This window comes from Nocardioides furvisabuli (assembly GCF_021083185.1).
Classification (GTDB): Bacteria; Actinomycetota; Actinomycetes; order Propionibacteriales; family Nocardioidaceae; genus Nocardioides; species Nocardioides furvisabuli.
Genome location: NZ_JAIGQB010000007.1, coordinates 71701 through 83909, shown reverse-complemented (window position 1 = coordinate 83909; position 12209 = coordinate 71701). Strand labels below are relative to the sequence as shown.

The 12209-nt window shown below is 70.8% G+C and carries 12 protein-coding genes; 7 read left to right on the top strand and 5 right to left on the bottom strand.

The genetic code is table 11. The features are described from left to right. Positions 1–12: 12 nt before the first annotated feature. Genes uvrC through uvrA form a run of 3 tightly spaced genes read right to left on the bottom strand, consistent with a single transcriptional unit; the run spans position 13 to position 5628 of the window. Positions 13–2058, bottom strand: a complete 2046-nt coding sequence (gene uvrC, locus K4G59_RS14375; RefSeq protein WP_231251755.1) for an excinuclease ABC subunit UvrC — start codon at positions 2056–2058, stop codon at positions 13–15. A 43-nt stretch (positions 2059–2101) separates the two neighbouring features. Beyond that, positions 2102–2557 carry a Rieske (2Fe-2S) protein gene (locus tag K4G59_RS14370; protein WP_231251754.1) on the bottom strand — a complete coding sequence of 152 codons (456 nt, stop codon included), beginning with the start codon at positions 2555–2557 and terminating at the stop codon, positions 2102–2104. Between the two features lie 44 nt (positions 2558–2601). Next, positions 2602–5628, bottom strand: coding sequence for an excinuclease ABC subunit UvrA (uvrA, locus tag K4G59_RS14365; RefSeq protein WP_231251753.1), 3027 nt, complete (start codon positions 5626–5628; stop codon positions 2602–2604). A gap of 172 nt (positions 5629–5800) precedes the next feature. On the opposite strand from uvrA, the gene K4G59_RS14360 reads away from it, so the two are divergent. Genes K4G59_RS14360 through trxA form a run of 3 tightly spaced genes read left to right on the top strand, consistent with a single transcriptional unit; the run spans position 5801 to position 7941 of the window. Then, positions 5801–6517 carry a maleylpyruvate isomerase family mycothiol-dependent enzyme gene (locus K4G59_RS14360; RefSeq protein ID WP_231251752.1) on the top strand — a complete coding sequence of 239 codons (717 nt, stop codon included), beginning with the start codon at positions 5801–5803 and terminating at the stop codon, positions 6515–6517. Next, positions 6511–7200 carry an MBL fold metallo-hydrolase gene (locus K4G59_RS14355; RefSeq protein WP_231251751.1) on the top strand — a complete coding sequence of 230 codons (690 nt, stop codon included), beginning with the start codon at positions 6511–6513 and terminating at the stop codon, positions 7198–7200. Before K4G59_RS14360 ends, K4G59_RS14355 begins: the two co-directional genes overlap by 7 nt. A 60-nt stretch (positions 7201–7260) precedes the next feature. Beyond that, the gene (gene trxA, locus K4G59_RS20540) at positions 7261–7941 is read left to right on the top strand and encodes a thioredoxin (RefSeq protein WP_308189400.1); all 681 of its coding nucleotides are present in this window, start codon (positions 7261–7263) and stop codon (positions 7939–7941) included. Between the two features lie 19 nt (positions 7942–7960). On the opposite strand, the gene K4G59_RS14340 is transcribed toward trxA, so the two are convergent. Next, positions 7961–8413, bottom strand: coding sequence for a hypothetical protein (locus tag K4G59_RS14340; RefSeq protein ID WP_231251750.1), 453 nt, complete (start codon positions 8411–8413; stop codon positions 7961–7963). A gap of 239 nt (positions 8414–8652) precedes the next feature. On the opposite strand from K4G59_RS14340, the gene K4G59_RS14335 reads away from it, so the two are divergent. Beyond that, positions 8653–9294, top strand: a complete 642-nt coding sequence (locus K4G59_RS14335; protein WP_231251749.1) for a sulfotransferase family 2 domain-containing protein — start codon at positions 8653–8655, stop codon at positions 9292–9294. On the opposite strand, the gene K4G59_RS14330 is transcribed toward K4G59_RS14335, so the two are convergent. After that, a complete protein-coding gene (locus K4G59_RS14330) occupies positions 9288–9941 on the bottom strand; it encodes a hypothetical protein (RefSeq protein WP_231251748.1) in 654 nt (217 codons plus the stop codon). The two genes, K4G59_RS14335 and K4G59_RS14330, sit on opposite strands and share 7 nt — an antisense overlap. Positions 9942–10005: 64 nt before the next feature. Here K4G59_RS14330 and K4G59_RS14325 point away from each other — a divergent pair, with 64 nt between their 5' ends. The 3 genes from K4G59_RS14325 (at position 10006) to K4G59_RS14315 (ending at position 12205) form a co-directional block, all read left to right on the top strand. Continuing rightward, positions 10006–10650, top strand: a complete 645-nt coding sequence (locus K4G59_RS14325) for a sulfotransferase family 2 domain-containing protein (protein WP_231251747.1) — start codon at positions 10006–10008, stop codon at positions 10648–10650. A 93-nt stretch (positions 10651–10743) separates the two neighbouring features. After that, positions 10744–11490, top strand: a complete 747-nt coding sequence (locus K4G59_RS14320; protein WP_231251746.1) for a dienelactone hydrolase family protein — start codon at positions 10744–10746, stop codon at positions 11488–11490. A 148-nt stretch (positions 11491–11638) separates the two neighbouring features. Further along, complete coding sequence (locus K4G59_RS14315) at positions 11639–12205, top strand: hypothetical protein (RefSeq protein WP_231251745.1); 567 nt, start codon at positions 11639–11641, stop codon at positions 12203–12205. Positions 12206–12209: the final 4 nt, after the last annotated feature.

Here is a 12209-nt window from a genome sequence, read left to right as displayed (position 1 = left end):
TCGATGCAGTGCTCAATCATCATCAGAGATGATCTCGCCGGTGGCGGTGTTGACCGCCGGCTCCCTGGGGTCAGTCTTGCGGGTCGCGTCGGCCTTCGCGACCGCTTCCTTGATCGCGCTGGCGGTCCGCGGACCGATGCCGGGCACGAGTGCGATGGCATCGGGGTCGGCCTCGCGCAGCTTCTTCAGCGAGCCGAAGTGCTTGAGCAGCGTCTTGCGCCGGACCTCGCCGAGGCCCGGCACGTCGTCGAGCAGGCTCTCGACCATCGACTTGGAGCGCCGGCCGCGGTGGTGGTTGATGGCGAATCGGTGGGCCTCGTCGCGGATCCGCTGGAGGAGGTAGAGGCCCTCGCTGGTGCGGGCCATGATGACGGGGTCCTCCTCCCCCGGGAGCCAGACCTCCTCGAGCCGCTTGGCGAGCCCGCACACGGGGATGTCGTTGACGCCGAGCTCGGCGAGCGCCTGCTGCGCCGCCGCGACCTGCGGCGGGCCGCCGTCGACGACGACCAGCGAGGGGGCGTAGGCGAACTTCCGCGGCCGCCCGGTCTCCGGGTCGACGAGGAGGGGCGCCTGCGGGTCGGGCTGCTGAGCCTGCGAAGCATCCGAGCCCGTTGGCGCCGCTCGAGGAGCATCTTGGAGCTCAACGCGCGCCTGCTCGTCGAGGAGCCGCTTGAAACGCCGGGTGATGACCTCGTGCATCGACGCCACGTCGTTCTGGCCGTCGACGCCGCGGATCACGAAGCGCCGGTACTCGGACTTGCGCGAGAGCCCGTCCTCGAAGACGACCATCGAGGCGACGACCTCGGTGCCCTGGAGGTTGGACACGTCGTAGCACTCGATGCGCAGCGGCACCTCGTCGAGCGCGAGCGCCTGCTGGATCTCCTCGAGCGCGCGGTTGCGCGTGGTGAGGTCGCTGGCGCGCTTGGTCTTGTGGAGCGCGAGTGCCTGCGCGGCGTTGCTGGCGACGGTCTCCTGGAGGTCGCGCTTGTCGCCACGCTGCGGCACGCGGATCGCGACCCGGCTGCCGCGCCGCTCGCTGAGCAGCTCCTCCATCACCGTGTGGTCCGGCGGCAGCGCCGGCACCAGGACCTCGCGCGGGATGGTGTCGCCGGCGTCGGGGTCGGCGCCGCCGTAGAGCTGGAGCAGGAACTCCTGCACCAGGCCGGCGGTGTCGCTGTCGTCCGAGCGGTCGGCCACCCACCCACGCTGGCCGCGGATGCGACCGCCACGGACGTAGAAGATCTGCACGGCCACCTCGAGCGGGTCCTCGGCCAACGCGATCACGTCGGCGTCGGTGCCGTCGCCCAGCACCACGGCCTGCTTCTCCAGCGCCTTGGTCAGCGCGCCGAGGTCGTCACGCAGCCGCGCGGCCTTCTCGAAGTCGAGCGCCTCCGAGGCGGCGTACATCTCGCGCTCGAGGCGCTTGGTGAAGGCGGTCGTGCTGCCGGCCATGAAGTCGCAGAAGTCGTCGACGATCTCCCGGTGCTCCTCCGGCGTCACGCTGCCGACGCACGGGGCCGAGCACTTGTCGATGTAGCCCAGGAGGCACGGGCGCCCGATCTGGGCGGACCGCTTGAAGACGCCGTTGCTGCACGACCGCATCGGGAAGACGCGCAGCAGCAGGTCGACGGTCTCGCGGATCGCCCAGGCGTGGCTGTAGGGGCCGAAGTAGCGGGTGCCCTTGCGCTTGGCACCCCGGCCGACCATCACCCTCGGGAACTCCTCACCCACGGTCACCGCCAGCCAGGGGTAGGACTTGTCGTCGCGGTACTTGACGTTGAAGCGCGGATCGAACTCCTTGATCCAGCTGTACTCCAGCTGGAGCGCCTCGACCTCGGTGTCGACGACCGTCCACTCGACGCTGGCGCCGGTCGTCACCATGGACGCGGTGCGGGGGTGCAGGTTGCCGATGTCCTGGAAGTACGACGACAGGCGCGGGCGCAGGCTCTTGGCCTTGCCGACGTAGATCACGCGACCCTTGGCGTCCCGGAACCGGTAGACCCCCGGCTTGGTCGGGATCGACCCCGGCGCGGGTCGATAGGTGCTCGGGTTGGCCACCCGTCAACCCTACGGGCGGCCCCCGACAGTGGTGACAGCCCGGTCAGGCCCGGGTGATGGAGTCCCCGTCGACGGTGATCTCCACCGCAGCCAGGGCAGCGGTGGCCGGGCCGGCGAGCGGGGATCCGTCCTCGATGGAGAACCTGCTCCCGTGGCACGTGCAGTTGATGGCACCGTCGGAGATGGCGGTGACCGGGCAACCCTGATGGGTGCAGATCGACGAGAAGGCCTTGAAGTCGCCTTCCGTGGGCTGGGTGACCACGACCTTCTCGGCGTCGACGATGGTGCCCCCACCCACGGGTACGTCGCCAGCGCTGGCGAGCACCACGCCGCCCGCAGCCGCACCGTCCTCGGACGGGGACGACGGATCCGAGCCGGAGGAGGTGGCGGGGTCGGCTGCTGAGGTGTCGGCGTCGTCACCGCAGGCGGCGAGGAGCGGGACACCGACGGCGACGGCGGCGGAGCCGGCGAGGGCACGACGTCTGTTGATGGCGGTCATGCCGAAAGACAGTAGCGAGCGCACCTGTGAGAATGCTGTGACGGCTACTTCTTCGCCACTGCCTTCCGGGGAGCGGCCTTCTTCGCCGCGGTCCTCGTGGCTGCCGCCTTCTTCGCGGGCTTCTTGGCCGCCGCCGTCTTCTTCGTCGTCCTGCCGGCCGGTGCCGAGGTGGCCGCGGCCGCGCGTCGCGGCCTGCCCGGCTGCGCGGCCCCGCGCCCCTCGAGGATCGGCCGCAGGAACGTGCCGGTGTGGCTCGCCTCGACCACCGCGACCTCCTCCGGGGTGCCCTCGGCGACGACCGTGCCGCCGCGCGAGCCGCCCTCGGGACCCATGTCGATGAGCCAGTCAGCGGTCTTGATGACGTCGAGGTTGTGCTCGATCACCAGGACGGTGTTGCCCTTGTCGACCAGGCCGGACAGGACGTGGAGCAGCTTGCGGATGTCCTCGAAGTGCAGGCCCGTGGTGGGCTCGTCGAGGACGTAGACGGTGCGTCCGGTCGAGCGCTTCTGGAGCTCGCTGGCGAGCTTGACGCGCTGTGCCTCGCCGCCGGACAGGGTCGTGGCAGGCTGACCGAGGCGGACGTAGCCGAGGCCGACCTCCTGCAGGGTGTTCATGTGGCGCGCGATGGCCGGCACCGCGGCGAAGAAGTCCGCGGCCTCCTCGATCGGCATGTCGAGGACCTCGGCGATGGTCTTGCCCTTGTAGTGCACCTCGAGCGTCTCGCGGTTGTAGCGCGCGCCGTGGCACACCTCGCACGGGACGTAGACGTCCGGCAGGAAGTTCATCTCGATCTTGATCGTGCCGTCACCCGAGCACGCCTCACAGCGCCCGCCCTTGACGTTGAACGAGAACCGGCCCTGGAGGTAGCCGCGCATCTTGGCCTCCGGGGTGGAGGCGAAGAGCTTGCGCACGTGGTCGAAGACCCCGGTGTAGGTCGCCGGGTTGGACCGGGGGGTGCGGCCGATCGGCGACTGGTCGACGTGGATCACCTTGTCGACGTGCTCGAGGCCGGTGATCTTGGTGTGCCGACCGGGGACGGTGCGGGCGTTGTAGATCTGCTTGGCCAACGAGGTGTAGAGGATGTCGTTGACCAGCGTCGACTTGCCCGAGCCGGACACGCCGGTGACGGCGGTGAAGACGCCCAGCGGGAAGCTGACGTCGACGTCCTGGAGGTTGTGCTCGCGGGCGCCGTGGACCGTGAGCTCGCGACCGACGGTGCGCGGACGGCGTACGGCGGGGACGGGGATCTCGCGACGGCCGGAGAGGTACTGACCGGTCATGGAGTCAGGGTGCGTGAGGAGGTCCTCGACCGAGCCCGAGTGGACGACCTGGCCGCCGTGCTCACCGGCGCCGGGGCCGATGTCGACGACCCAGTCGGCGACCCGCACGGTGTCCTCGTCGTGCTCGACGACGATGAGGGTGTTGCCGAGGTCCTTCAGCCGCAGCAGCGTCTCGATGAGGCGCTTGTTGTCGCGCTGGTGCAGGCCGATGGACGGCTCGTCGAGGACGTAGAGCACACCGACGAGGCCTGCGCCGATCTGCGTGGCGAGCCGGATCCGCTGCGCCTCGCCGCCCGACAGCGACCCGCTGGGCCGGTCGAGGGAGAGGTAGTCGAGGCCGACGTCGAGGAGGAACTGCAGGCGCTCCTGGATCTCCTTGAGCACCCGCTCACCGATCTGGCGCTCGCGCACGGACAGGTCGACGGTGCGCAGGTAGTGGGCGGCCTCGTTGATCGGCAGCGCGCAGACCTCCGCGATGTTCTTGCCGCCTTCGTCTCGGGCGCCGAGGGTGACCGACACCGAGACCGGCTTGAGGCGCGAGCCCTGGCAGGCCGGGCACGGCACCTCGCGCATGAAGCCCTCGAAGCGCTCGCGGCTCGTGTCGGACTCGGCCTCGCGGTGCCGGCGCTCGACGTAGGGGCGCACGCCCTCGAAGGCGGCGTAGTAGGCCCGCTGACGGCCGTAGCGGTTCTTGGTGACGACGTGGACCTTGGTGGAGTGGCCCTCGAGCAGCGACGTGCGCTGCTTGGGGGTCAGCTGGTCCCACGGGGTGTTGAGGTCGAAGCCGAGCTCCTCGCCGAGCGCGTTGACCAGGCGGAGGAAGTAGTCGGCGACGTGGGCGCCGCTCCACGGCGCGATGGCGCCCTCGCCGAGCGTGGCGCCGGTGTCGGGGACCACGAGCTCGGGGTCGACCTCCATCTTGGTGCCGAGGCCCGAGCAGACCGTGCACGCACCGAAGGGCGAGTTGAAGGAGAAGGAGCGCGGCTCGAGGTCGTCGGTGTCGATGGTGTGGTCGTTGGGGCACGCCATCTTCTCGGAGAACTTCATCTCCCGGCCCGGGTCCTTGGCGTCGAGGTCGACGAAGTCGAAGACCACGAGTCCGCCGGCCAGCCCGAGCGCGGTCTCGACCGAGTCGGTCAGCCGGCGCTTCGACGACTCCTTGACCGCGAGGCGGTCGACCACGACCTCGATCGTGTGCTTGAGCTTCTTGTCGAGCGTCGGCGGCTCGTCGAGGGAGTGCGTCTCGCCGTCCACGCGGGCCCGGCTGAAGCCCTGCTGCTGGAGCTGGCGGAACAGCTCGACGTACTCGCCCTTGCGACCCCTGATGACCGGCGCGAGCACCTGGAAGCGCCGCCCCTCCTCGAGGCCGAGGATGCGGTCGACGATCTGCTGCGGGGTCTGGCGCTCGATCGGCGCACCGCACGTGGGGCAGTGGGCACGGCCGGCGCGGGCATAGAGGAGGCGGAGGTAGTCGTAGACCTCGGTGATGGTGCCGACCGTCGAGCGCGGGTTCTTCGACGTGGACTTCTGGTCGATGCTGACCGCGGGGCTCAGGCCCTCGATGAAGTCGACGTCGGGCTTGTCCATCTGACCGAGGAACTGGCGCGCGTAGGCGGACAGGGACTCGACGTAGCGGCGCTGGCCCTCGGCGAAGATCGTGTCGAAGGCGAGGCTGGACTTGCCGGACCCCGACAGGCCCGTGAAGACGATGAGCGCGTCGCGCGGCAGGTCGAGCGAGACGTCCTTGAGGTTGTGCTCGCGAGCGCCCCGGATGATGAGCTGGTCGGTCACGGATGTCCTCGTCGGTCCTCGTGGCGGGCAGATCGGTGAAGTCGAACACATGTTCGTCTCGACGGCGCCCGCGGTCAAGCCGACGCACCGTTCCACCTTCTCACGCGGCACCCACACCGGCCGGATCGTCCACCCACGGGGGTGGGGCCCGCGGAGGTGGCACGATGGACCCGTGACCGACTTCGCGGCCCGCGCCGCCGACCTGATCACGGACGCCGACCGGGCGCTCGTCCGGACCGTCGACGGCCTCGGCGACGCGGCGTACGCCGAGCCGTCGCTGCTGCCGGGCTGGTCCCGCGCCCACGTCGTCGCCCACCTCGCCCTCAACGCGGAGGCGCTGGCGGGCGTGCTGCGCGGAGCGCACGTCGGCACCCCCCAGCCGATGTATGCCTCGGCGCAGCACCGCGACTCCGACATCGAGCACCTCGCGGCGCAACCCGCACAGGCCCTGCGGGACCGCCTGCTGGCCTCGACCACGGAGTTCGAGCAGGCGATGCGGGCGATGCACGACAACGACTGGGACGGGCGCTTCGAGCGCGCCCCGGACGGCCCCGACTTCGCGGTCGCGACGATTCCCCTCATGCGTGTGCGCGAGGTCGAGATCCACCACGCCGACCTGGACGCGGGCTACACGGCGGCGGACTGGAGCGAGGACTTCGTGGTGCTCCTGCTCGAGTCGATGACCAGGCGGCCCTACCCGACGCCGTTCACCGTCCTCGCGACCGATCTCGACCGCAGCTGGCACTACGGCGAGCGCGGGCCCGGAGCCCCGGACGAGCCCCTGGTGATCGGCGGCGCCGCCGCGCTCGCGTGGTGGCTCACCGGTCGTGGGTCCGGCGAGGGCGTCACGTGCGAAGCGGGCGCGCTGCCGAGGGTGGAGTCATGGTGAGCACGGACGACTACACGGGCGAGGTCTCCCCCGGCGGCGCACCCGACGTGCGCCGCGCCGGATGCCTGACCGTCACCAAGGTCGCGGTCGACCCCGACATGTCCAACAACTGCTACCTCCTGCACTGCCGCGAGACCGGCGAGCGGGTGCTCGTCGACGCAGCGGCAGAGCCGGAGCGGCTGCTCGAGCTGATCGGCGAGGGCCCGCTCACCTCCATCGTCACCACGCACCAGCACTGGGACCACCACCGCGCACTGGCCGCGGTGAAGGCGGCCCACCCGGGCGCCACGGTCGTCGCCGGCACGCCCGATGCGGACGCGATCGAGGAGCAGACGGGCGTGGACGTGGAGCGACGTGTCGGCGCCGGTGACAAGGTCGCCGTCGGCACGTGCGACCTCCACGTGATCCCGCTCGCGGGGCACACACCGGGCTCGATCGCGCTGCTCCTCGACGACGAGGCGGTGTCGGCGCACCCGCATCTGTTCACCGGCGACTCGCTCTTCCCGGGCGGTCCCGGCCGGACGACCAGCCCCGAGGACTTCACGTCGTTGATGGACGACCTCGAGGAGAAGGTCTTCGGTCGACTGCCCGACGCCACGTGGTTCTACCCCGGCCACGGCAACGACTCGACGCTCGGCGCCGAGCGCGGGTCGGTGGCCGAGTGGCGCGCCCGCGGCTGGTGACCCCTGCCACCCCCGCGCCGGCGACGTGAGTCCCCGGCCTTTGCGTGGCAGGCTGGAGGCATGAGCACCCGTGAGCTGACCCTGGCCGACTTCGAGCAGACCGTGAGCGGCGAGGGCATCGTCCTCGTCGACTTCTGGGCTGCCTGGTGCGGACCGTGCCGGCAGTTCGCCCCGGTCTATGAGAAGGCGTCCGAGGACAACCCCGACATCGTCTTCGGCAAGGTCGACACCGAGGCCGAGCAGCAGCTGGCCCAGATGGCGGCGATCACCTCCATCCCGACCCTGATGCTCTTCCGCGACGGCGTCCTCCTCTTCAACCAGGCCGGCGCGCTGCCGCCGCAGGCGCTCGCCGGTGTGATCGAGCAGGCCCGCGAGCTCGACATGGAGGCCGTACGCCAGGAGGTGCAGGCCGCGCAGGAGGCCGCCGCCAACGGCCCCCAGGACGAGATCGGCCTCGACGAGTTCGCCGCCGCGCACAGCCAGGGGGCGTACGTCGTGGACGTGCGCGAGGCCGACGAGGTGGCCGGCGGGCGCGTCCCCGGGGCGGTGCACATCCCGATGAACGACGTGCCGACCAGGGTCGCGGAGCTGCCGCAGGACCAGCCCGTGTTCGTCATCTGCCAGTCCGGTGGCCGCAGTCGTCAGGTGGTCGACCACCTGCGGGCCCAGGGCGTACCCGCCTTCAACGTCGCCGGTGGCACCGGTGGCTGGGCGCAGCGCGGCTGGCCGCTCGAGGCCTGAGCCGGATCAGGCTGGCGCCTCAGCAGTTGCGGACGCCGGAGAGGGCGTAGGTCCCGCCGAGATTCGACGTGACGGCACCGGTGCGGTTGTTGGTCGCCCGGTAGCGCAGCGTCAGGTCGAACTGGCTCGGGCTCGAGGCCGTGCAGAACGTGAAGACGATCTGCGTGGAGGTCGCACTGACGGTGAACGACTGGGGCACGACGCTCGCCAGGAAGTTCACGTTGTCCACGAGCAGTGTCGTGAAGTCGATGGTCCACGTGTCGCTGGGCTGGACGGTGAGGTTCAGGGTCGCGCGGTAGCTCTGGCAATTCTGGCCGGCACCCGGGAGCTTGCAGACCACGAAGGCCGACGACCCAGGGATGGACGGTGCATCGGTGGATGCGGCGAAGGCCGGCGCGTTGGACGCGACCGCCACGACCGGCAGGCTCCAGGCTGCCCCACGAACGACGGTGCGCCGGTTGTACTGCGGCATGCTGAACCCCCAGGGTTCGGTGAGTGTGACGTCATCCCCACGATGACTATGTTGACACTACGAGGTTAGTCCGATGAACCTTGGATTGAACGCGGCTTCTTGACGATTCCTTCGATTGTTCCCCGGATTGATACGTCCCTGGACTGGACCAGTCGGCATGTCCAGCGGCGGACGACGGTCCAACTCCTCGCGTCGAACCGTCCTCCGGGCGTGGCTCACAGGTGGGATAGCCTCGGCGCGTGCTCATCAGCGACTCCCGGCAGGTGCTCTTCGTCCACGTCCCCAAGACCGGCGGCGTCTCGGTCGAGGAGACGGTGAAGGAAGCCTGTCCGGACGCCCGCAAGGCGCGTACGCCGATCGGCCGGCACGCCACGCTCGGCAAGATCATCAAGCACGAGCCGCAGGTCGTGGACTACTGGACCTTCGGCTTCGTGCGGAACCCGTGGGCCCGGATGGTGTCGTGGTACTCGATGATCTCGGCGTGGGACCGGCGCCACGGCCCCGCCAGCGGCAAGCCGCAGGACGTCAGGCACGGCTCGATGCGCGACGGCAACGACATGTGGCGCGCGGCCGCGGCCTACTCCGGCTTCGACGAGTTCGTGATGCGCGGCACCGAGGAGCTGCCCCGGGTCGGCACGCCGCAGATCACGTACCTCCGTGCGCCCAAGCACCACCGTGAGGTCGACTTCATCGGCCGCACCGAGAACTTCGTCGAGGACCTCCAGCGCGTCCAGGTGCATCTGGGGCTCGAGCCGTCGACGCCGGTGCACAAGAACAAGTCCAAGCACGGGACCTACCACGACTACTACACCGACGAGACCCGTCAGCGGATCGCCGAGGTCTACGCCGAGGACATCGAGCTCTTCGGCTACACCTACTGAACCGGGCTCTCCAGCCGGGTCCCCCGCGCGTCAGCCCACTCCCCCGTCGGCTCGAGGCGGCGCCACACGTCGTACTCGGGGGCGAAGTGCGCGGCGAGCGCCTCGCGAGTGGCGAAGGACAGCTCACCCCTCACCGCGCCCGACGCGTTGCGGCGCTCGAACTCCAGCGGAGCGCCGATCCGCTCGCTGAACCACGCCGACCACACATCGGGGCGCTCGACGCTGAAGACCCGGTCGACCGCGACGGCGCCCTGCGCGTGGAGGAACTTCGCCGGGCGTCCCCTGGGGATCGGTGCGTCGCCGTCGCCGGCGAGGTAGTGGAGGGCGAACTGCTCGAAGGGCATGTCGGCCGTCGACTGCCGGCTGTCGTCGCGGGCGCGGTAGCGCCACCACGACTCCAGCCACGCGATCGGCTCACGGAACATCGTCACCAGCTCGTACGACTCCCGCGGATGCCCCTGCTCGGCGAGCGCGGCCGCCCGCGTGTGCACGAAACCCCGGGCCGGGAGGTGCTTGCGCGCCGGCGGGGCGCTGACGACCTCGGTGGCGTACGGCGCGAGCGTGCGCTCCAGCGTCGTGCTCGCGGTCTTCGGCAGCGCGAGCAGCACGAAGTCCCGGCCGGGCCCGAGCTCCAGGAACGTCATCACCCGACGATCATCTCGCGCGCGCACGGCTGCGCCCGCCGCGGGTGCGTGGGCTAGCCTCGCGCCCGTGCTGATCTCCGACGCGAAACGTGCGCTCTTCGTGCACGTGCCGAAGACCGGCGGGGTGTCGGTGGGCGTCGCCTTCGAGCGCGCCTGTCCCGACGCGCGCAGCAAGGCGCCCGGCGTCCGACCGCCGCTGGGACGGCACGCACCGTACGAGCGGATCCTGCGCGCGGAGCCGCAGACGGTCGACTACTGGTCGTTCGCGTTCGTGCGCAACCCGTGGGCACGGATGGTCTCGTGGTGGTCGATGATCCAGGACTGGGACCGCGAGTGGGGCCCGTCGAGCGGACGGCCGCAGGGGGCCGACGCGGAGAAGATGCGCGGCAACGACATGTGGCGCGCCGCGGCGGCGTACTCCGGCTTCGAGGAGTTCGTGCTGCGCGGGACGACCGAGCTGCCCCGTGTGGGTCGTCCGCAGGTCGACTACCTGCGCGCGCCCGACCGCGAGGTCGACTTCGTCGGGCGGACCGAGTCGTTCGCCGAGGACCTCCAGGAGGTCGAGCGTCGCCTCGGCGTCGAGCCGACCCGGATCCCGCACCGCAACAAGTCGCCGCACGGCAGCTACCGCGACTACTACTCCGACGCCACGCGAGCGAAGGTCGCCGAGGTCTACGCGGCAGACCTCGACGCCTTCGGCTACACGTTCTGACGGCCCCTGGCCATCGACCGACCACGGGACACCGGAGCCATCGAGGTGGACCTCCCCTTCCGCCACGGCGCCGACGCTGGCAGATTCCTGGTCGTGGACGCACTCGCGAGCTGGACCAGGACCGAGCACACCGCCGACGTGGCAGGCCGCCCCACCACCCACCCGGTCTGGCGCAAGGGCGCCGGGCCGGGCGTCATCGTGGTGCACGAGATCCCCGGCATCACCCCCGAGGTGGTGGCGTTCGCCCAGGAGGTCGTGGCGGCAGGCCACACCGTGCTGATGCCCAGCCTCTTCGGCGCCGACGGCGCGCCGATGACGGCGGCCACCACCGCGAAGGCACTCGGTCGGGTGTGCGTGAGCCGGGAGTTCACCACGCTGCGCACCGGCGAGACGACCCCGGTCGCCGGCTGGCTGCGCTCGCTGGCGCGGGAGCTGCACGCCGAGGTGGGCGGCCCGGGCGTGGGAGCGCTCGGGATGTGCTTCACCGGCGGCTTCGCCCTCGCCATGATGGTCGACCCGTCGGTGACGGCTCCCGTGCTCTGCCAGCCGAGCACGCCCTTCGCGGTGACGCCCGGCCGGTCGCGCGACCTCAACCTGTCGCCCGGGGACCTCGACATCGTCAAGGGCCGCTGCGCCGCCGGCCAGCAGGTCCTCGGCCTGCGCTTCCGCTCCGACCCCGCCGTCGGCAAACGCTTCGACACGCTCACCACCGAGCTCGGCGAGGCGTTCATCCGTGTGGAGTTCGAGGGCAAGGGCCACTCGACCGTCACCATCCATCGGCAGCAGGCCGGGGTGGACGCGGTCCTGGGCTTCTTCCGGGACAAGCTGGGCGCGGGCTGAGGAGCCTCTTCTTCCTCGGGGGTCGAGTAGCCGGAGCGAGGCACCTCCTCCACCGGTGGTCGAGTGGCCGAGCGAGGCGTATCGAGACCCTCCCCGGGGCGTCGCCAGCTCGAGGTGACTGTCGGACCACCCCCCTACAATCGAACGCATGATCGAGGCGCTGGAAGCGGGAGCAGAGGCCGGGGCAGACGCCCTCGGCCCCGCAGCCCTGCTCGCCTCGATCCGCTCCCGCAAGGCCGCCGAGGACCAGGCCGCGGCAGATGTTCTGGAGCTCGCCGCCCGCTGGGCCGACCTCCACCCGCCCGAGTCGATCCACTCCGCCGCGACCTTCACCGTCGCGGGATGTGAGCACGAGGAGCCCATCGCCGGCCCGGGCACTCCGCTGGTGGCGGAGTTCTGCGTCGCCGAGCTCGGCACCGTCCTGGGCATCACCAGCGTGTCGGCGAAGAAGCTCATCGGCCACGCCCTCGAGCTCCGCCACCGCCTCCCACGACTCTGGGCACAGGTCCACGCCGGGCGGGTTCCGGCTTGGCGTGCGAGGGCGGTCGCCGAGGTCACCATCCACTCGTCCCCGGTCCTCACCTGTGAGGCGGCCGCGTTCGTCGACAGCCAGGTCGCCGCCGTCGCCGGGCAAGATCGGTCCCGCGCAGCTCGACCGGCTCGTGGCCGAGACCATCAAGAGATTCGACCTCGCGACCACCGATCCGGCAGCTGACCCG

Coding starts and splice junctions, on each gene's coding strand:
- K4G59_RS14370 (WP_231251754.1), bottom strand. CDS start 2,557: ATGACCGCCATCAACAGACGTCGTGCCCTCGCCGGCTCCGCCGCCGTC.
- K4G59_RS14355 (WP_231251751.1), top strand. CDS start 6,511: ATGGTGAGCACGGACGACTACACGGGCGAGGTCTCCCCCGGCGGCGCA.
- trxA (WP_308189400.1), top strand. CDS start 7,261: ATGAGCACCCGTGAGCTGACCCTGGCCGACTTCGAGCAGACCGTGAGC.
- K4G59_RS14340 (WP_231251750.1), bottom strand. CDS start 8,413: ATGCCGCAGTACAACCGGCGCACCGTCGTTCGTGGGGCAGCCTGGAGC.
- K4G59_RS14315 (WP_231251745.1), top strand. CDS start 11,639: ATGATCGAGGCGCTGGAAGCGGGAGCAGAGGCCGGGGCAGACGCCCTC.